Annotated in this window: 18 protein-coding genes; 17 read left to right on the top strand and 1 reads right to left on the bottom strand. The window is 68.7% G+C overall.

The annotated features are described in order from the left end of the window. Positions 1-296 precede the first annotated feature (296 nt). The 4 genes from EY822_RS15240 to EY822_RS15235 all read left to right on the top strand — a co-directional run bounded on the left by EY822_RS15240 (position 297) and on the right by EY822_RS15235 (position 4,876). Entirely contained in the window at positions 297-1,169 is an 873-nt protein-coding gene (locus tag EY822_RS15240; RefSeq protein WP_227496939.1) for a universal stress protein, read from the top strand. Between the two features lie 121 nt (positions 1,170-1,290). Beyond that, on the top strand, positions 1,291-2,268 hold the full coding sequence (dapA, locus tag EY822_RS01705) for a 4-hydroxy-tetrahydrodipicolinate synthase (protein ID WP_150306686.1): 978 nt from the start codon (positions 1,291-1,293) through the stop codon (positions 2,266-2,268). 93 nt (positions 2,269-2,361) lie between these two features. Further along, positions 2,362-4,038 carry a ribonuclease J gene (locus tag EY822_RS01700; RefSeq protein WP_150306685.1) on the top strand — a complete coding sequence of 559 codons (1,677 nt, stop codon included), beginning with the start codon at positions 2,362-2,364 and terminating at the stop codon, positions 4,036-4,038. Positions 4,039-4,135: 97 nt separating this feature from the next. Then, positions 4,136-4,876, top strand: coding sequence for a hypothetical protein (locus EY822_RS15235; RefSeq protein WP_227496938.1), 741 nt, complete (start codon positions 4,136-4,138; stop codon positions 4,874-4,876). A gap of 173 nt (positions 4,877-5,049) precedes the next feature. Here the strand turns inward: EY822_RS15235 and EY822_RS01690 are convergent, their stop codons facing one another. After that, entirely contained in the window at positions 5,050-6,528 is a 1,479-nt protein-coding gene (locus EY822_RS01690) for an HNH endonuclease signature motif containing protein (RefSeq protein ID WP_150306684.1), read from the bottom strand. A gap of 326 nt (positions 6,529-6,854) precedes the next feature. Between EY822_RS01690 and EY822_RS01685 the strand changes: the two genes are divergently transcribed. The 13 genes from EY822_RS01685 (at position 6,855) to miaA (ending at position 20,388) form a co-directional block, all read left to right on the top strand. Further along, a complete protein-coding gene (locus EY822_RS01685) occupies positions 6,855-7,346 on the top strand; it encodes a GNAT family N-acetyltransferase (protein WP_150306683.1) in 492 nt (163 codons plus the stop codon). A 387-nt stretch (positions 7,347-7,733) separates the two neighbouring features. After that, entirely contained in the window at positions 7,734-8,723 is a 990-nt protein-coding gene (locus EY822_RS15230) for an efflux RND transporter periplasmic adaptor subunit (RefSeq protein ID WP_227496937.1), read from the top strand. Continuing rightward, entirely contained in the window at positions 8,720-9,418 is a 699-nt protein-coding gene (locus EY822_RS01675) for an ABC transporter ATP-binding protein (protein ID WP_150306681.1), read from the top strand. Before EY822_RS15230 ends, EY822_RS01675 begins: the two co-directional genes overlap by 4 nt. Next, the gene (locus tag EY822_RS01670; protein ID WP_150306680.1) at positions 9,415-10,635 is read left to right on the top strand and encodes an ABC transporter permease; all 1,221 of its coding nucleotides are present in this window, start codon (positions 9,415-9,417) and stop codon (positions 10,633-10,635) included. The genes EY822_RS01675 and EY822_RS01670 overlap by 4 nt, the downstream gene beginning before the upstream one ends. 153 nt (positions 10,636-10,788) lie before the next feature. Continuing rightward, positions 10,789-13,674, top strand: a complete 2,886-nt coding sequence (locus EY822_RS01665) for an FtsK/SpoIIIE family DNA translocase (protein ID WP_150306679.1) — start codon at positions 10,789-10,791, stop codon at positions 13,672-13,674. Positions 13,675-13,750: 76 nt separating this feature from the next. Continuing rightward, entirely contained in the window at positions 13,751-14,332 is a 582-nt protein-coding gene (pgsA, locus tag EY822_RS01660; protein WP_150308711.1) for a CDP-diacylglycerol--glycerol-3-phosphate 3-phosphatidyltransferase, read from the top strand. Next, complete coding sequence (locus tag EY822_RS01655) at positions 14,329-14,883, top strand: CinA family protein (RefSeq protein ID WP_150306678.1); 555 nt, start codon at positions 14,329-14,331, stop codon at positions 14,881-14,883. The genes pgsA and EY822_RS01655 overlap by 4 nt, the downstream gene beginning before the upstream one ends. A gap of 140 nt (positions 14,884-15,023) precedes the next feature. Continuing rightward, positions 15,024-15,332, top strand: a complete 309-nt coding sequence (locus EY822_RS01650; RefSeq protein WP_150306677.1) for a helix-turn-helix domain-containing protein — start codon at positions 15,024-15,026, stop codon at positions 15,330-15,332. A gap of 67 nt (positions 15,333-15,399) precedes the next feature. After that, positions 15,400-15,624: a DUF3046 domain-containing protein gene (locus tag EY822_RS01645; RefSeq protein WP_150306676.1), complete on the top strand. Its 225-nt coding sequence runs from the start codon at positions 15,400-15,402 to the stop codon at positions 15,622-15,624. A gap of 311 nt (positions 15,625-15,935) precedes the next feature. Then, on the top strand, positions 15,936-17,021 hold the full coding sequence (gene recA, locus EY822_RS01640) for a recombinase RecA (protein ID WP_150306675.1): 1,086 nt from the start codon (positions 15,936-15,938) through the stop codon (positions 17,019-17,021). Positions 17,022-17,049: 28 nt separating this feature from the next. Beyond that, positions 17,050-17,691 (top strand): regulatory protein RecX, encoded by a 642-nt coding sequence (locus tag EY822_RS01635; RefSeq protein WP_150306674.1) that lies wholly within the window; start codon positions 17,050-17,052, stop codon positions 17,689-17,691. Positions 17,692-17,746: 55 nt separating this feature from the next. Then, positions 17,747-19,462 carry a tRNA (N6-isopentenyl adenosine(37)-C2)-methylthiotransferase MiaB gene (gene miaB, locus EY822_RS01630; protein ID WP_150306673.1) on the top strand — a complete coding sequence of 572 codons (1,716 nt, stop codon included), beginning with the start codon at positions 17,747-17,749 and terminating at the stop codon, positions 19,460-19,462. Continuing rightward, on the top strand, positions 19,459-20,388 hold the full coding sequence (gene miaA / locus EY822_RS01625) for a tRNA (adenosine(37)-N6)-dimethylallyltransferase MiaA (RefSeq protein WP_227497299.1): 930 nt from the start codon (positions 19,459-19,461) through the stop codon (positions 20,386-20,388). Before miaB ends, miaA begins: the two co-directional genes overlap by 4 nt. Positions 20,389-20,393: the final 5 nt, after the last annotated feature.

Genomic DNA, 20,393 nt, shown 5'->3' with positions numbered 1-20,393 from the left:
GGATCCGCCCATACGCTCGCCGGTCGGCTCCGCCCGTACGCTTCGCCCGTCCACTCGCCGGTCCGCTTCGCCCGTACGCTCGTCGATCCGCTTCGCTTGTCCGCTCGCCCATCCGCTTCGGCCCGTCCGCTCGCCCGTGCTGGCCAGCGTGCCGACCCATGTGTTGGCCCGCCCGGGACCTTCGGCCCTTCCCGCGCCGATTCGCGACCGGGAGACTGATGCCCGATTCGGATTTTCGACCGGGATCGACCGTCGACCGGGAGACCGAGGTCGCCGCCAAGCCGAGGGGAGGCCGCATGGCCGACAACGCCGTCAGTGCCGAGAGAGTCGTCGTCGCCGTCAATGGCGGACCGGAGAGCGACGCAGCGCTGGAGTGGGTGATCGACCGGGCCCGCACGCGCTCGCTCGAGGTCGACGTGACCACCGTCGTGGAACTGGGCTGGTCGCCCGCGGCAGGGACGGTGCAGGAGATGCTGCCCGCCTACGAGAGCGTGCTGACGAAGGCGGTGAAACGGGTGCAGAAGGAGGCGCCGACCGCGGTGACTACCGGTTTCGTGCGCCGCGGTGTGCCGCGATTCGAGCTCCTCAACGCCGCGTCCCGTGCGGATCTCCTCGTCGTCGGCACGCACGAACCCACGGGGGTGTTCCACGGATTCCTCCCGCACCAACTGGCTTCCGCAGCCCGGTGCACGATCGTGGTCGTCGCCGCGAAGTGGACGCCTCCGAACGGTCCCGTCGTCGTCGGCGCTCACGACGACGAGACGTCGCAGGTCGCCCTGGACTTTGCCGCTCGAGAGGCGATGCACCGGGGAAGCGAGCTGGTCGTCATGCACGCGTGGCGAGTGCCCGCGGTACTGGCGCTCGGCCGGTTGGGCGGCCGCGACCCGCACGTCCGCGTGCAGACGGCGCACCAGGACATCCTCGATCGCTGTGTCACCAGGATCCAGACCGAGTATCCGGACCTCCGCATCCGTCCCGTGCTCGAGGAGGGGCCGCCGGCCCAGTGTCTCGTCGACATCGCCGAGCAGGCCGATCTCGTCGTGGTCGGCACGCACCGGCACGGTGCCGTTCCCGGTCTGCTGCTCGGGTCGGTCGCTCACGACGTTCTCGTCAACATGCCGTGCCCGGTGGCGGTCGTGCCGCATCCGGACGCTCCCGAGCACGACTGACCGGCCCGCGCCTCAGTCCGATTCCCGAGAGAGACGGGACACCCGCCCGCTCGACACGGGCCGTCGCCTGGCCGCGACACGGCGGGGAGCGCGGCGCACGGCGCGCGATACCCTGTTCTACGTGTCCACTCCAGAGAACCCCTTCGGCCAGGTACTGGTAGCGCTCGTCACGCCGCTCACCGCTGACGGCGAGGTGGATTGGGCCGGCGTCGAGAAGCACATGGACGACGTGATCCGTGCGGGCGCCGACGGCATCGTCGTCACCGGCACCACCGGCGAGACGAGCACCCTCACCGACCCCGAGAAGATCCGCCTGGTGGAGGTCGGCAAGGACGTCGCGGCCGGTCGCGCCAAGATCATCACCGGTGGCGGATCCAACGAAACCGCTCACGCCATGCAACTCGCCCGGCAGAGCGAGAAAGCCGGCGCCGACGGCAACATGATCGTCACCCCGTACTACAACAAGCCCACGCAGGCCGGTGTGCTCACCCACTTCCGCATGATTGCCGACGCCACCGACCTCCCCGTCATCCTGTACGACATCCCGGGCCGGACCGGCATCCCCATCCAGTACGAGACGATCCTCCGCGCGGCGAAGCACCCCAACATCCTGGCTGTGAAAGACGCCAAGGGTGACCTCAGCGAGGTGAGCCGTGTGCTCAACCGCACCGAACTGCTGTACTTCGCGGGCGACGACGCCAACGCGCTGCCCACGCTCGCGATCGGCGGAACCGGACTCATCGGCGTGACCGCGAACATCGCGGCCACGCCGTACCGCACCATGGTGAACGCGGTGAACTCCGGCGACCTGCACGCCGCCACGGCCGCGCACCAGCAGCTCGAACCCCTCGTCCGTGCCACGATGACCCACGTTCCGGGCACCGTCGCGGTGAAGTACATCCTGCACGGCCTCGGCCGCATCGGCAGCCCGCGGGTGCGCCTTCCCCTCGTGGGGCCGGAGGAGTGGGAAGCTGCCCAGATCGAAGACGAGATCGATCTCGTGAAGAACGTGCCCGGAGTCGACTTCCGCAACTTCCGGCCGGACCGGAATGCGGCGGCGGGCGGAGCTCTGCCGAAGGTGGCGGGCACCACCCGCTGACCTACTCCTCGCCCCCGTGACACATGCACTCCCCGCCGCAACGAGTGGCGGAACCCCAGACGATACGCACGACCCCGAAGGAACGAGAACCCAATGCCGAACGTCGTAGTAGATCCGCCCGCACTCACACCGGGCACCCTCCGTGTCGTGCCGATCGGCGGCCTCGGCGAGATCGGTCGCAACATGACCACCTTCGAGATCGACGGCAAGATCCTCATCGTCGACTGCGGAGTGCTCTTCCCCGAGGAGCACCAGCCCGGAGTCGACCTGATCCTCCCCGACTTCACGCCCATCCGTGATCGCCTGAAGGATGTCGTCGGTGTGGTGCTCACGCACGGCCACGAGGACCACATCGGTGCCGTGCCGTACCTCCTCCGACTGAAGCAGGACATCCCGCTGATCGGTTCGGGCCTCACGCTCGCGCTCATCGAGGCGAAGCTCAAGGAGCACCGCATCAAGCCGTACACGCTCGAGGTGAAGGAGGGCCAGCACGAGCAGCTCGGCCCGTTCTCCCTCGAGTTCGTGGCGGTCAACCACTCCATCCCCGATGCCCTCGCCGTGGCCATCAAGACCACCGCCGGGACCGTGCTGCACACGGGCGACTTCAAGATGGACCAGCTGCCGCTCGATGACCGGATCACCGATCTGCGCGCGTTCGCCCGTCTCGGCGAGGCGGGTGTCGACCTGTTCCTCGTCGACTCGACCAACGCCGATGTGCCCGGCTTCACGCCCACCGAGCGGTCCATCGGCCCGGTGCTCGATGCCGTCATCGCCAAGGCGCCGCGGCGGGTCATCGTCGCCAGCTTCTCCAGCCACGTGCATCGAGTGCAGCAGGTGCTGGATGCCGCGCACGAGCACGGCCGCCGTGTCGCGTTCATCGGTCGCTCGATGGTGCGCAACATGGGTATCGCCGCCGATCTGGGCTACCTGAAGGTACCCGAGGGCGTGCTGATCGACAGCAAGCAGGCGGCGAACCTGCCGGACAACCGCATCGTCTACATGAGCACCGGTTCGCAGGGCGAGCCCATGGCCGTGCTCAGTCGCATGGCCAACCTGGAGCACCAGATCGAGGTCGGCCAGGGCGACACTGTCATCCTCGCCTCCAGCCTCATCCCCGGTAATGAGAATGCCGTGTACCGGGTCATCAACGGTCTGACCAAGCTGGGCGCGAACGTCGTGCACAAGGGCAACGCCAAGGTGCACGTGTCCGGCCACGCCGCCGCCGGTGAGCTCATCTACTGCTACAACATCCTGCGGCCGAAGAATGTGCTGCCGGTGCACGGCGAGTACCGTCACCTTGTCGCGAACCAGCAGCTCGCCATCCAGACCGGCATACCGGAGCGCAACACCGTCATCGCCGAGGACGGCACCGTGCTCGACCTCGTCGACGGTCGCGTCTCGGTGGTCGGCCAGCTCGATCTCGGCTACGTCTACGTGGACGGTTCCACGGTGGGCGGCATCACGGATGCCGACCTCAAGGATCGCCGCATCCTCGCCGAGGAGGGCTTCATCTCGATCTTCGCGGTCGTTGACCCGCTCACCGGCAAGGTCATCGTCGGGCCGGAGATCCACGCCCGCGGTTTCGCGGAGGACGAGAAGGTCTTCGATGCCGTCAAGCCGCAGATCATCAAGGCTCTCATCGACGCGGCGGACAACGGCACCCGCGACACGCACACGTTCTCGCAGGTCATCCGGCGCACCGTCGGACGCTGGGTGAACTCGTCGCACCGCCGCCGCCCGATGATCATTCCGGTGGTCATCGAAGCCTGATCCACACACACCAGGGGGGACACGAACTATGGGGAAGCACACGCGGAATCGTTCCGGGGGCAGAAGAGCATCCCGGGCGAGCGCACTGATCGGATTCGTGGCCGCCGCCACGCTCGTGCTGGGGGGATGCGCCAGCGCCGAACCGGAGGGGGATCCGACGCCGACGCCGTCATCGACGCGCACGGCTCGCCCCACGCCTACTCCGACGCCGACACCGACGCCGGTGACCACGGAGGATCCCGTGCCGACCGCGGCACCCACCGTCGCTCCGACCGTGGCGCCGCCGCCGGCGCCGGAGGCCGCCCTGCCGCGGAAGCCCGCGCTCGACAGCCTCGTCGTGACAACGGCCGGTCTCGGGTCGCTGCGCGTCGGTCGACCCGTGACCGAGACGGACATGGTGGCGTACGATCCTGACTTCTGCGCCGAGGGCGGGTCGGCGCCCGCCGGAGATGCGCGCTTCGGTCGGTGGGCGCACACCTACACCGAGTTCACCGCCGGTCGCCCCTTCGGTGTGCGTGTCACGAACGACTCCGTGGAGCGCGTGGACATCCTCGAGGCGCCGTTGCTGACGTCGGCGGGTATCGGCCGAGGCTCGACCGTAGAGCAGCTCCAGGACGCGTATCCGGGTATCACCCGCGGAACGAGCACTCCGCTGGTCGACGTTTTCTTCGTTCGGGATGCGGCTGGATCCATCGTGTTCGAGGTGGCGAACGGCTCGACCACGGACTACTTCCTTCCGGACGAGATCGGCACCGTCATCTCCATGCGAGTGGTGGCTCCGAGCGTCAATCCCGACCAAAGCGTGGCCGGTGGTGGCGACATCGCGGGAGGGTGCTGAGTCGTAGCACCGCTGTCGAGGACCTCCTCGGTCGGGGCCACGGTGATCGTGCGCCCATCGGGGAGGTCGGTTCGATCCGCACCAACGTGTCGCCTGTGCTCCTCCCGTTGCGCCCGTGCCAAGGTGCCTCACGGACGTGGTGATGCGGTCATTCCCCGTCAGCACCCCGGTCGTCATGTGCGTTGCCGTGCTTGTTGATGTTGGGTTTGGATGGTGTGGATGTCGGGGTTTCGGCTGGGCATCGGGATGAGTGCCTGTGTCGGGTCGATGGTTCGGGGTGGTCTGAGCCAGTAGCCGCCGTCGTGGCGGAGGATCTTCCAGTGGTTGTCGTGGAGGAGGAGGTGGTGTCTTCGGCAGAGGAGGACCCCGTCGGCGATGTCGGTTCTGCCGTGTTCTTTCTTCCACGGGTTGATGTGGTGGGCTTCGCACCAGGATGGTGGCCGGTCGCAGGACGGGAACCGGCATCCGCCGTCCCGAACGGCCATTCCGACGCGTTGTCTCGGGGTGAAGAACCGGCGGGCCCGTCCGACGTTGACGCACTGTCCGGTGTCGTCGAATCCGACGGCTATTGCTCCGGTGTCGCAGAGGTGCCGTTCCACCGTGCGGAACGACACGGGGTTGGGGTGACCTTCGATCCGCCCGTGACCTGCACGGTTGTGGAGGTGCGCGTCTGTGATGATGATGCGGACGGCGGGGCGGTGGGTTCCGAAGATGGTGCCGGGGTCTGCGTCGATGGCGAGGCGGATCATGTCGACCAACGCATCGGCCGCGATCTGCTCGGTGGACCGTTCGTCGTTCAGGAGCGCGTCAGCGGCGGCCTTTTCTTCCGGGTCGACCATCCTCGGGCCACCCCGGCGAGGCGAGAGGATGCGGTCGATGGCGCCGGCGACGATGGTGCCTTCTTCGGGTGCGAGCCGGAACTTCCCGCAATACATGCCTGCACCGTCCCACCAGGTGCGCAACGTCCGGTCGTCCCGGCGTTGCTTCTCCCGCCGTTCGATGCCGTCACTGTCGAGCTCATCGCGGAGATTCCGTGCCTTCCGGAACAACTGATCCGGACTCAACCCCGCCGCGGACTCGAGGAGTTGCTCGCACTCGGCGGTGAGTCCCGCAGCCGAGACTCCGGGGCCGACGTCGCCGAGCGCCCGCTGGATTGCGTGGAAGCAGTCCGACGACAGTGTCCCGTCCGCGAGTGCGGCGACGAGGGGTGCCCGCCACGGCGGTGGCATCTGGGCGTTGGAGGTGCCGGCTTCAGCCGATGTGTCGTCCCCACCGGCACAACCCGGATCCACCTCCACTGATCTCGCGGTGAGGCTCTCGGCTGCTTCGGTTTCGGCGATGATCGTGCCTAACTGCACGAGTTTGACGGCTTCGGGACGGGACAGCTTGCCGATCGATTGGATCATCGCCTCCGGCGACACGAACCCGGCGCTTTGCGCCATCCCGCCATGTCCCGCTTCGGGCCGGGACCGGTGCGCGATCTCGCCGGCGATGAGGGCCGCGTACCGGTCCACGCACTGGCGCAACACGGTCACCCGGTCCTGCGCACCCCGCAACTCACCATCCAGTAGCACCGCGACATCGGCCGCGCAGTCACCGAGAACGGCGACCGCGTCCGCTGCGTTGCGGAGTCGGGTGGAGAGGAGTTCCATACCATCTATTGTCCCACTATCGAACGTGTGTTTCAAGAGCGAGGCGCGAATGGGGATAAGTTCTTGTCCACAGGTTGGTCCCGAACGGGGTGCGTCCCTTCGACGGGCTCAGGGACCGTGCGGGGTGCGTCCCTTCGACGGGCTCAGGGACCGTGAGGGGTGCGTCCCTTCCGGCGGGCACAGCCACCGTAGGCGTGCGTCGCCTCGACCGGCGCAGAACCGCCGGGAGCGTCGCGACGCGGCACGGGGCAGTCACAGCGGAGCTAGGCCGGGTCCGCGGGCAACTCGGTGTGGCGGGCCGCCGCGATCTGCCGGATGATCGACACGTGACCTCCATCACGTTACGACCGGCCCGGCAGGACGACATGCGCGTCCTAACCGACATGCTGGTGGAGGCCGCGAACTGGAACCCCGACCGCATCCGCCCCCGCGTAACCCTTCTCGCGGAGCCGGCCGTGGCGCACTACGTACGCGACTGGCAGCGACCCGGTGACTTCGGAACCGTAGCCGAGGACGACACGGGCACCCCGGTCGGGGCGTGCTGGTTCCGATTGTTCACCGTCACGGATCCCGGCTACGGCTTCATCGCGCCGGGAGTGCCGGAACTGACCCTCGGGGTGGCGGCGCAGTGGCGCGGCCAGGGGATCGGCCGCGCACTCCTGCGCGCCGCGGTCGGCCAGGCACGGCAGGCCGGGTATGCCCGCGTCAGTCTCAGCTGTGAACGGGCGAATTTCGCCACCCACCTGTACCGCAGCGAGGGATTCGTGCCGGTCGAGTCAGGCCCCGATTCTGACACCATGGTGCGCATCCTCAACTGACCGCCCAGCGACGTACCGCGCACGGGAACTCGTTGGGATGCCCGCGACGCACCACACTCGATGAAGTACTCAGCCCGCTGACGCGCTGCGATACCGCGCCACGCACCGTCGCCCGTCCACTCGCCCGTCCACTCGACCGTGCGCCGACTGCACCGCTTCCACCCCGCACACCCTCGGAGCCCCGCACCGCGACCGCACCGACGCACCCAGCAACCACCGGCACCTTCCAAACGCCCCAACCCCGGCCGAAATCATCCTTTCGGCCTATGCGGATTTCACCGACCGCTGGATATGGTGATCGCAGAAGTCGCTCCGAGCGGGACGACCAGAAAGGGCGGCTCGGTCGTGGGCGTAACGCGCAAGTGGGTTTTTCCGATCCTGAGGCTGGTGATCTTCGCGGCGATCGCCGCGTCACTCGTCAAGCTGGCGTTCTTCGGGGCGGTGAATGACACCACCGACCCCACGATGCCGACAGGGGCGGTCACCGAGTCGCACGTGGACGCCACCCTCGGCACGGTCGTCAACGACATCGTGGTCGCGGGCACCATCGAGGCGGATGCGACGGTTCCGGTCCGCGCCACGCTCGCCGGTGCCGTGTCAGAGCTCCTGGTCGCCCAGGGATCGGCAGTGGACGCCGGCGCCCCGATCCTGCGGATCCGCTCGGAGACCCCGGTCGATCCGGTCATCGCCGCCGACGGCACGGTCACCCAGCCGAAGCCGAAGGTGCGGGTGGAGACCGTGACCGCCCCGATCACCGGCGTCCTCGGCGGTCTCGCCGTCCTGAAGGACCAGCTCGTGTCGGTGGGCGACACCGTCGGATCCGTGTCCCCGTCCACCTTCTCCGCGACCGGCACGCTCAGCGCCGAGCAGCAGTTCCGCCTGGTCAGCCAGCCGGAAGATGCCACCGTCACGATCTCCGGCGGCCCCGCACCCTTCACCTGCCCCGGACTCCGCGTGTCGACGGGCCCGGCGTCCGGAGCGGGCACCGGTGGAGACGCGGGCGCAGGAGCGGACCCGGGCGGTGACCCGCTGGCGCCGGCCCCGGGCGGGGGAACCGCCGTCTCCTGCTCCATCCCCGCCGAGGTGCGCGTATTCAACGGGCTCGCCGCCGAGATCACCATCGCCGCGGGCACGGCGGAGAACGTCCTGCTCCTGCCGACCACGGCCGTCGAGGGGCTGTCGGACAACGGAAACGTCTGGCTGGTGTCCGACGACGGCGCGGAACCCACGAAGCACCCGGTGCGCATCGGGCTGAACGACGGCGTCATGGTGCAGATCGTCGACGGGCTGGCCGAGGGCGAAACCGTGCTGGAGTTCGTCCCGGGTGCTCCTGCACCCGTTGAGGAACCGGGCATGATGTTCGGCTCCGGCGGATGAGTCTCATCCGACTCGAGGGCGTGACCCGATCGGTGCCACTCCCGGATGCTCCCGCCCTCACCATCCTGAACGGTGTCGACCTCACCGTCGACGTCGGCGACCACGTGTCCATCGTGGGCCGGTCCGGATCGGGCAAGTCGACGCTTCTCAACATGCTCGGCCTGCTGGACTCGCCGACCACCGGCGAGATGTACTTCGACGATGCTCCGGTGGCGAGCCTGTCCTCCGCCGTGCGCGACCGCACCCGGGGACGGGACGTCGGCTTCATCTTCCAGCAGTTCAATCTGCTCGCCGGGCGAACGGCGCTCGAGAACGTGACCACCCCGCTGCTGTACTCGACGGGACGCGAGTTCTGGAAGCGGAGCACGATCGCGGCCGAGATGCTCGACCGGGTCGGCCTCGGATCCCGGATGACCACCATGCCGGAGAAGCTGTCCGGCGGCGAACAGCAGCGCGTCGCCATCGCCCGGGCGCTCGTGCGCCGGCCCCGCCTCATCCTCGCCGACGAGCCGACGGGCGCACTCGACGTGGAGACGGGGGAGACGGTCATGGCCCTGCTCGACGACGTCGCGCGCAACTCCGGCGCCGCCCTCGTCACCATCACGCACGATCCGAACGTGGCGGCGCTCGCCGATCGGCACTACCGCCTGGAGCGCGGCACTCTCACGCTGGTGACCGAGGAGCTGGTTCGATGAACCGCGTGCTGCCGGCCCTGGTCGGCGCCATCGCCGAGGCGTGGGCGGAACTCCGCATCCACAGGACCCGGGTGCTGCTCTCGCTCATCGGTGTGGCCGTGGCGGTCTGCGCCCTGACCACTGTCGTCGGGCTCGGCGCGGTGGCCGAGCAGTCGCAGCGGGAGACCACCGAGCGGAACAGTGGTCGCCCCGCCACGCTCTCCCTGAACGCCTACGACCCCGTCTCCGGTGCGACCCCCACGGTCGCGCAACTGCGGGACGCCTACTCGACCGCCCTCGAGCGATACGACATCCAGTACTCGTCCTTCACCGCGTACACGAACCTGAGGGTGCAGTTCGCCGGCGGGGTGCGCGACGTGCAGAGCATCGCCACCGACGTCGACTACGGCACGATGCGCCGCGTGCAGATGCTCGAGGGGCGCTGGTTCGGCGAGGACGACCGGAACCGGCTGGCACCGGCGATGATCGTCAACTCGTCCTTCCTCCGCGAACTGGGACTGCCGGGACTCACCGGCAACCCCACGGTGCTGCTGCCCGCGGCCCAGGACACGACCGCCGTGCTCATCGGGGTCACCCCCGACCAGTACGACGGCGAGCCGCCCGCCGCCTACATCCTGATCGATGCCTACGAGAGGGTGCTCGGCCCGGGCTCGTTGGATCAGTCGTTCCCGTCGTTCGAGACGTGGGTGCCGCCGGAGATCGCCGATCAGCTCACCGAACGCCTGCGCGGGGACCTCGCGGCCGCCCTGCCCGGCGACATGCAGGTCGACGTCAATCGGCAGGACTACGCCCAGTTCGGTGAGGATCCGTTCCTGCCGCTCAAGCTTCTCGTCGGCGGAGTCGCGGCGCTCGTGCTGCTGCTGGGAGCGCTGGGGCTCGTCAACATTTCACTCGTGACCGTGCGCCAGCGCATCCGCGAGATCGGGGTGCGACGGAGTTTCGGAGCGACCGCGGGCCGCGTGTTCTTCGCGGTGATGATGGAGAGCATCGTCGCCACTTTCGCCGCGGGAGTCATCGGGGTGCTCGCGGCAGTGGCCATCGTGAAGAGCCCGTGGGTCACCGACTTCCTCGGACAGGGTGTCACCGAGTTGCCGCCTTTCCCCGTGAGCGCGGCCATCCTCGGCCTCGGGGCCTCCCTCGCCGTCGGTGCGCTCGCCGGGCTGCTGCCCGCCCTCGTGGCGGTGCGGGTGAAGGTTATCGATGCCATCCGGTACTGATCGGATGCGCGACCTTCCGCCACTCGGGCAAGCGCCCGGCCCCTCGGCGTTCCCCCACGCGAATGACCGACCCCGCCCTGTTCGGGGGAGCGGGAGGGAACACCCGACCCCCGGCTACCCGGTAACGCCGGTTCCGCCGGGTACCGTGGAGTAATGGCCACCCGCACCAAGTCGACCGACCGAGCCCGCACGCCCGCCTCGGGCCGTGGGGGCTCGCAGTCGTCCTCCGGCGGCAAGGCGCCCGCTCGCAAGGCGTCGGCATCTCCGGTGCGGAAGTCGGCACCGAAGTCGGACGCGAAGACGGTGGCGTACCCCGTCGCCCGCGACGAGGACGAGCCCGGCCTGCTCGCCGCCGGCTGGATGGGCGCCGCCCACCTCGTCGGCGGGGCCGCCCGTGCACTCGGCCCGGAGAAGGTCAGCAAGGAGGACCGCCGCGACGGCATCCCGTTCCTGCTGGTCCTGCTCGCGATCGCGGGTGCCGTGGTGGAGTGGTTCAACCCCACCGACCCCGTCGCACTCGCGTTCGACGCCTACACCTTCGGCGGGCTCTTCGGACGCGTGGCCTTCGCGCTGCCGGTCATCATGCTCCTGTTCGCGCTCTGGCTCTTCCGGCACCCGTCGTCCACCGACGACAACGGGCGCATCGGCATCGGGCTCGGCCTGTCGCTCGTGAGCATCTCGGGGCTCTGCCACCTGTTCACCGGGCAGCCGAACCCGAGCGACGGCGTGATGGCGCTCGCCGCGGCCGGCGGTGTGCTGGGCTGGATCCTCGCGGCGCCGCTCACCGCCGTGATCACCCAGTGGGGCGCCGGGGCGATCCTCGTCATCCTGCTCGTTCTCTCCCTCTTCATCCTCACCAAGACGCCGCCGAACCGCGTCGGCCCGCGCCTGCGTCAGCTCTACTCCTACCTGTTCGGCGAGACGCTCGACGACTCCGACGAGAAGTCCGGCTCCGCCGAGGATTCGTCGTCCGGCTCCGGATCGGATGACGACGGAAACGGCGATGCGCTGCCGTGGTGGCGTCGCAACAAGGGCCAGCGCGAGGAGGATCCGGCTTACGACAGCCCCGTCCTGTCGCCGGCCCGTCCGGTGGGCGCATCGGACACCGAGATCCTCGACCGCACGCCCGACCCCGAGCGCTCGGCGAAGCCGATGCCCGGCCAGTTCGACACCGAGGTGCTCAGCGCGGTCCCGACGGGTGACACCGCTCCGGATGCTGCGCGCACTGCGCCGCAGAAGACCCGTCCGCTCAGCCCCACGGGAATCCGCGATGACGACGGCGGCCCCACGACCACCGAGCAGCTGCCCGGATTCGTGGGCGACGCCGACGACTTCGACGAGGACGACATCCCGCCGATCAGCGGCGCGGAGCCCGCCGCTCCCTACCACCTGCCGTCGGCCGCGTCGCTGTCCGAGGGGTCGCCGGCCAAGGCCCGATCCGCGGTCAACGACGAGGTCGTGCGCGCCATCACGGAGGTGCTCACCAACTTCTCGGTCGATGCCACCGTGACCGGCTTCTCCCGCGGCCCCACCGTCACCCGGTACGAGCTCGAGGTGGGGCCGGGCACCAAGGTCGAGCGGGTCACCGCGCTCGCCAAGAACATCAGCTACGCCGTGGCGAGCAACGAGGTGCGCATCCTCTCGCCCATCCCCGGGCGCAGCGCCATCGGCATCGAGATCCCCAACACCGACCGGGAGATCGTCTCGCTCGGTGACGTGCTGCGGTCGTCCGTCGCGATGAAGAGCGCGCACCCGATGACCATCGGCGTGGGCAAGGACGTCGAGGGCGGCTTCGTGGTCGCGAACCTTGCGAAGATGCCCCACCTCCTCGTGGCCGGGTCCACCGGGTCGGGCAAGTCGAGCTTCGTGAACTCCATGATCACCAGCCTGCTGATGCGCGCCAAGCCGTCCGAGGTGCGCATGGTGCTGATCGACCCCAAGCGGGTGGAGCTCACCATCTACGCCGGCGTTCCGCACCTCATCACGCCGATCATCACCAACCCGAAGAAGGCGGCGGAAGCGTTGCAGTGGGTGGTGAAGGAGATGGACATGAGGTACGACGACCTCGCCAGCTTCGGGTTCCGCCACATCGACGACTTCAACAAGGCCGTCATCAACGACGAGATCACGCTGCCCTCCGGAAGCCAGCGCACGCTGAAGCCGTACCCGTACCTGCTCGTGGTGGTCGACGAGCTCGCCGACCTCATGATGGTCGCCCCGCGCGACGTGGAGGACTCCATCGTCCGCATCACCCAGCTCGCGCGGGCATCCGGCATCCACCTCGTGCTGGCGACCCAGCGACCGAGCGTCGACGTCGTCACCGGACTGATCAAGGCGAACGTGCCGAGCCGGCTCGCCTTCGCGGTGAGCAGCATGACGGACTCCCGGGTGATCCTCGACCAGCCCGGCGCCGACAAGCTCATCGGCCAGGGCGACGCGCTCTTCCTCCCCATGGGCGCCTCGAAGGCCATCCGCGTGCAAGGCGCCTGGGTGAACGAGGCCGAGGTCGTGAAGGTCGTCGAGCACGTCACGAACCAGGCCCGGCCGGAGTACCGCAGCGATGTCGCGGTCACGGCCGAGCGCAAGGAGATCGACGCCGACATCGGCGACGATCTCGACGTGCTGCTCGCCGCGGCGGAGCTCGTGGTGAGCACCCAGTTCGGCTCGACATCCATGCTGCAGCGCAAGCTCCGGGTCGGCTTCGCCAAGGCAGGACGCCTGATGGACCTGCTCGAGTCGCGGGAGATCGTCGGCCCGTCCGAGGGGTCCAAGGCCCGCGACGTGCTCGTCACCACCGAGCAGCTGCCCGGCGTCCTCGCCCGCCTGCGCGGCGAGGAACCCGCCGATCGTGGCGGCGCATCGGGTGGCTCGGCGGACGCTGCACCGGGCGGCGTGGCGGTCGCCACGGCCTCGCCGATCGACGCCTCCGACGGCGACGATCGCTATAGCTCCGACCCTCTCGAGAAGGACTACTCCGGTTACGATGAAGTCGAGGCGTCGTCGGATGAAGACGCCTGGGGGTTGACCGACAGGGAGTGACCGCGTGTCGAAGAGCACCTTTCCCGGCGGCGTGACAGCACCGCCCCCGCGGGGGTACTCGCTGCGGGGCAGGGTCATCAGCAAGGGGGACACCCCGGCCAGCGACGGCAACATCGCCAACCTCATCACCGTCGCCCGCATCCTGCTCGCCCCGGTCTTCATCGCTCTGCTCCTGGCCGACGACGGCGCGAACGGACCGCTCCGTTACGTCGCCGCCGCGCTCTTCATCGTCGCCATCGCGACGGACGGTGTGGACGGGATGATTGCGCGACGTCAGAACCTCGTCACCGACTCCGGCAAGCTCCTCGACCCGATCGCCGACAAGGTGCTCACCGGCAGCGCCCTGATCCTCCTGTCGGTGCTCGGTGAACTGCCATGGTGGGTGACGGCGCTCATCCTGGTGCGCGAGCTCGGCATCACGGTGTACCGCTTCGTCGTGCTAAGCGATCGCGTCGTCCCCGCATCCCGCGGCGGCAAGCTGAAGACGATCGCGCAGTCCGTCGCGATCTCGGTCGCGCTCGTGCCGCTCTGGGAGGTGTTCGGCGACGGGATCCACATCGTCAACACGGTCCTCATGTCGATCGCCGTCGTGCTCACCGTCGCGACCGGCATCGATTACCTGGTCCAGGCCGCGCGGCACAACCGGGGATCGAAGTGACCGGCGAGGAGAACGTCGTCGACTCACCCGACGAGGATGCGGGCTCCGCGACCATCGACGGCCTCGCCATCGAGCTGATCCTCGAGCTCCGTTTCCGCGGCCTGACCGTTGCGGTCGCGGAGTCGCTGACCGGCGGCCTGCTCGCCGCCAAGCTGATCGATCCTCCCGGAGCATCCGCCGTCGTAATGGGGGGAGTCGTCGCGTACAACAGCGCTCTGAAGCACAGCCTCCTCGGCGTCGAGAGTTCCGTCCTCGCGATCCACGGCGCGGTGTCGCCCGACGTCGCCTCCCGGATGGCGCTGGGCGTCCGGGAGCGTTGCGCCGTCGACGGGCGTCCGACCGACATCGGCATCGCCACCACCGGAGCAGCCGGCCCCGACCCCCAGGACGGTCAGCCGCCCGGCACGGTCTACCTCGGAATCTCGACCAGCCGGGGCACCCGGGTGGTGCCTCTCGTGCTCGACGGCGACCGCCCCACCATCCGCAACACCACGGTCTACCAGGCCCTTCTGCTGATGAAGCGGACGATGGCGGAGTTCGGGAACAAATGACATTCCGGTCGCGTTACATCTGATGTGTTCACAAGGAAAGCCCAGTGTGAATGGTTAGATTGGCGGCAGTTGTTGGATGTAGTGTTGTCCATCCGTAAGACACCCGATTCGTTCGAAACAACAGGCATAAGGAGGGTCCAGTGGTACTAGTACGTCAGGAAATTGGCGATGTTCTCCGGGACTTCCGCCTGCAGAAGGGCCGCACGCTTCGCCAGGTGGCGAGCAAGGCGAGCGTCGCGCTCGGATATCTCAGCGAGGTCGAGCGGGGCCAGAAAGAGGCCTCTTCCGAGATCCTCGCGTCGGTCGCGGAAGCGCTCGACACCCCCATCTCGGTCATCATGCGCGAGGTCGGCGACCGCCTCGCAGTCATCGAAGGACTGAACCCGATCCCCGACACCGTCCCCGACGAGTTCGTCACCGGACTCGACGCCGACCTGGTGGCTCGGTAGCACTTCCCCAGGATCGCCCCGTTTCGACGGGGCGTTCCTTCGTTAAGGGAGGGGTTAGCGTTGAGGCATGCGTCTCAGTGAGTTCCGGAATGCCGTCGCCGACGAGTTCGGTCCGGCATACGGTCGTGTGCTGTTGCAGGACCTCGTGCTCACCGATCTCGGCAGCCGCACTGCGGAGGTCGCTCTGGCCGAAGGCGTGCGGGTGAACGAGGTGTGGATGGCGCTCTGCCGTGCCACCGACGTGCCCGAGTCGCGCCGGCACGGCGTCGGGCGTCCCGAGCCCCGGCACTAGACGTCCCGCTCCCGACACGCCCGCAACTCCCGAATAGCCCGCGACACGCCCCTGGCCTCTCGAAGATGAGTTCGAGCGTTGGTACGCTTTCCTCACGGTTCAGTCGAAGACGAGTTGTGCACAGGTACGGTCGCGGTCCGAGAAATGTCGGACGTTCCGCCTAGCGTTTCTCCTACCAGGCGTTGAGCCAGCAACAGCCTTGTCGAACGGTTCGTCTCCGCCCCGCGATGCATTCGTGCGAAGCGGTGCGGGACGGATTTTGAGGGTCGACAGCCTATAGGCGCATCACAGAACCACCGAAGGAGAATCGCATGCCATCACCAGCTGACCGCGAGAAGTCACTCGAGACCGCTCTCGCCCAAATCGATCGACAGTTCGGCAAGGGCTCGGTGATGCGACTGGGCAGCGACGAGCGCGCACCCGTCGCCGTCATCCCCACGGGGTCCGTCGCTCTCGACGTCGCTCTCGGCATCGGGGGCCTGCCCCGCGGCCGCATCGTGGAGATCTACGGACCGGAATCCTCCGGTAAGACCACGCTCACCCTGCACGCCATCGCGAACGCGCAGCGCGCCGGCGGCATCGCGGCCTTCATCGACGCAGAGCATGCGCTCGACCCCGAGTACGCCAAGAAGTTGGGCGTCGACATCGACGCGCTCCTCGTATCGCAGCCCGACACGGGCGAGCAGGCGCTCGAGATCGCGGACATGCTGGTCCGGTCCGGGTCCATCGACCTGATCGTGATCGACTCGGTCGCCGCACTCGTGCCGCGCGCCGAGATCGAGGGCGAGATGGGTGACTCGCACGTCGGTCTGCAGGCTCGGCTCATGTCGCAGGCCCTCCGCAAGCTCACCGGTGGTCTCAACCAGACGCAGACGACGATGATCTTCATCAACCAGCTGCGCGAGAAGATCGGTGTCTTCTTCGGCAGCCCCGAGACGACCGCCGGAGGTAAGGCTCTCAAGTTCTACGCGTCCGTTCGCCTCGACATCCGTCGCATCGAGACGCTGAAGGATGGCACCGACGCGGTGGGCAACCGCACACGCGTCAAGGTCGTGAAGAACAAGATGGCTCCGCCGTTCAAGCAGGCCGAGTTCGACATCCTCTACGGCATCGGCATCTCCCGCGAGGGAAGCCTGATCGACTTCGGTGTCGAGCACGAGATCGTGCGCAAGTCGGGCGCCTGGTACACCTACGACGGTGACCAGCTGGGTCAGGGCAAGGAGAACTCGCGCAACTTCCTGATCCGCAACCCCGACATCGCCGCCGAGATCGAGCAGAAGATCAAGATCAAGCTCGGCCTGATCGTCGATCCGAACGCACCGGCGGAGGTGGCTGCTCCCGCGGACACCAACGTCGATTCCATCCAGAAGAAGCTGGCCGCCCGCAAGGGCGCCTAGCTCCGAGAGTCAGATAGGTCACGGGACGATGGTGAGTTTTCCGCCCGAAAGCGACCGGAACGAGGACTCCCTCGCTCCCGTGACCTATCTCCCCGGCGTGTTCCACGAGTCCGGCGCCGGTTCGGCAGCCGAGGACGTGGAATCGCCCGAGGAGCGCGCCCATGCCGCGTCGGCAGCGGCGACGCGTGCGTTGGCGCGGCGCGGCATGTCCCGCTCGGAGGTGCACAGCTTCCTCGCGGAGCGGGACTTCGAGGACGACGAGATCGAGGCCGAGCTCGACCGGCTCGAGCGTGCGGGCTTCCTCGACGACGCGGACCTCGCCGAAGCGCTCGTGCGAACGCATCACGAGCGCAAAGGACTGGGGCGCAACGCGGTGTCCCAGGAGCTCGCGCGTCGGAAGATCGATCCCCGCATCATCGCCGAGGCCGTGTCGGGGATCGATGACGACGACGAACTCGCCCGTGCCACCGAAGTGGCTATCAAGCGCGCCGGGCAGCTGACCGGGCTCGACGCGGCCACTGCCGAGCGCAGGCTGAACGCCTACATGATGCGCCGCGGCTACTCGTCCTCGATCGTGCGCGAGGTCACCAAGGCGGCGTTGGCCGATCTTCCGGGCAAAACCGGTCGATCGGGTCGACCGTCCGGTTCCTCGTCGGTCCGCTTCCGCTGACCCGAGCGCCGTGCCGACCGGGACCCACCGGAGCGCGACCTACACTGGATCCACCATGAGCACGCTCACTCCGTCGTCCGCTTCCCCGCTGCCGGTCTCCGCGGCCCCGTCGTCCACGGCGTCGCTGCACACGCCTCCGCTATCCGCTCCCGCCGTATCCGCATCGGTCGCCGCAATCGACCCGGATGGACGGCAGCGCACGTACGAGGTACGCACCTTCGGCTGCCAGATGAACGTGCACGACTCGGAGCGACTGAGCGGCTCCCTCGAGGCGGCGGGATACGTGCCCGCCGACGGCGCCGAGGCGGACGTCGTGGTCATCAACACGTGCGCCGTGCGCGAGAACGCGGACAACAAGCTGTACGGCAATCTCGGACACCTCGCGTCGGTCAAGAAGCGGCATGACGGCATGCAGATCGCCGTCGGCGGCTGCCTCGCGCAGAAGGACAAGAACGTCATCCTCGACCGGGCGCCGTGGGTCGACGTGGTCTTCGGCACGCACAACATGGGATCGCTGCCGAGCCTCCTCGAGCGAGCGCGGCACAACGACGAGGCGCAGCTCGAGATTCTGGAATCGCTCGACGTCTTCCCGTCCACGCTGCCCACCAAGCGGGACTCCACCTACAGCGGCTGGGTGTCCATCTCCGTCGGCTGCAACAACACCTGCACCTTCTGCATCGTGCCCGCGCTGCGGGGCAAGGAGAAGGACCGGCGCCCGGGGGAGATCCTCGCGGAGGTCCAGGCGCTCGTCGACGACGGGGCTCTCGAGGTCACCCTGCTGGGCCAGAACGTCAACTCCTACGGTGTCGAATTCGGTGACCGGCAGGCGTTCGGCAAGCTGCTCCGTGCCGCGGGCACCATCGACGGACTCGAACGCATCCGTTTCACCAGCCCCCATCCCGCCGCGTTCACCGACGACGTGATCGACGCCATGGCGGAGACGCCCTCGGTGATGCCGCAACTGCACATGCCGTTGCAGTCCGGCTCGGACCGCATCCTCAAGTCGATGCGCCGGTCCTATCGGTCGGAGAAGTTCCTCGGAATTCTCGACCGGGTGCGGGCGCGCATCCCCGACGCCGCCATCAGCACGGACATCATCGTCGGATTCCCGGGGGAGACCGAGGAGGACTTCGAGGACACGCTCCGCGTGGTCGAACTGGCCCGCTTCGCGTCGGCGTTCACGTTCCAGTACTCCATCCGGCCCGGGACGCCCGCGGCGACCATGGCCGACCAGGTCCCGAAGGCGGTCGTGCAGGAGCGCTACGAGCGACTCGTCGCCGTGCAGGACCGCATCTCCGGAGAGGGGAACGCCAAGCTCGTGGGCCGCAGGGTGAACGTGCTCGTCACCACGGAGGGTCGGAAGGATTCCGAGACCCACCGCCTCACCGGTCGCGCGGAGGACTCCCGGCTCGTGCACTTCGACGTGCCGCCCGGATCTGCCGAGCCCCGCCCCGGGGACGTGGTCACGGTCGACATCACCCGAGCGGCACCCTTCCACCTCCTGGCCGACTCCGCCGACGGCGCCCCGCTCCGCGTGCGCCGCACCCGCGCCGGGGATGCGTGGGATCGCGCGCAGGCGGAGTCCTGCGGAGTTCCGTCCCCGGGCGCCGGCTCGGCGTCGGCAGGCGACGGCACCGGTGGACCGGTCCGGGTGAGTCTCGGGCTGCCCACCCTCCGCGTCGGCGGCCCGTCGTCGAACGGTTCGACGCCCGGCGCATCGACATCCGTCGCCACCGTGCCGATCTACGACTCGCAGGACGGTCAGCGCTGAGTTCCGGCACCACCCCCATCCTCGCGATCGTCGGGGCGACCGGCACCGGCAAGAGCGGACTTTCGCTCGACCTCGCCGAGCGGCTGGCGCACCGGGGACGGGCGGTGGAGATCGTCAATGCCGATGCCATGCAGCAGTACCGCGGCATGGATATTGGAACGGCGAAGCTGCCCGTCGGCGAGCGGCGCGGCGTGCCGCACCATCTTCTCGACGTGCTCGACGTCACCGACGAGGCCACCGTGGCTCGGTACCAGGTGGACGCGAGAGCCGTGATCGACGACATCCAGCGGCGCGGTGCCGTGCCGATCCTCGTCGGCGGCTCCGGTCTGTACGTCTCGTCGGTCATCTTCGACTTCCAGTTCCCCGGCACCGACCCGGACGTGCGCCGTGCGCTCGAAGAGCGGTTGGAGCGGGAGGGTCCCGGGATGCTGCACCGCACCCTGCGCTCCCTCGATCCCGCCGCGGCCGCGGCCATCGGTCCGTCGAACGCGAGGCGGTTGGTGCGTGCGCTCGAGGTTATCGAGCTCACCGGACAGCCGTACGGCGCGGCGCTCCCGGAGGCGCCCGTGTACTGGCGGGCCACCCGCATCGTCGCGCTGCGCACGCCGCGCGACGAGCTGGTGGTCCGGCTCGACGCCCGCGTGACCGACATGTGGCGGAACGGAATCGTCGCGGAAGCGCAGTCCCTCCTGCCCCTCGGACTCGACCGCGGCGTGACGGCCAGTCGCGCCATCGGCTACTCCCAGGCCGTGCGCCAGTTGCGCGGGGAGGTGACCGAGGCGGAGGCCATAGCGGAGAGCGCCGCACTCACCCGCCGGTACGCCAGACGTCAGGTCAGCTGGTTCCGGCGCTATGCCGACGCCGACTGGCTCGACAGCAGCGACCCCGACCTCGTCGACCACGCGGAGGCCGTCGCCGCTCCCTGACCCGG

Origin of the sequence: Planctomonas psychrotolerans (genome assembly GCF_008642235.1) — a bacterium.
Taxonomy (GTDB): domain Bacteria; phylum Actinomycetota; class Actinomycetes; order Actinomycetales; family Microbacteriaceae; genus Planctomonas; species Planctomonas psychrotolerans.
This window is presented reverse-complemented; position numbering and strand designations above follow the sequence as displayed.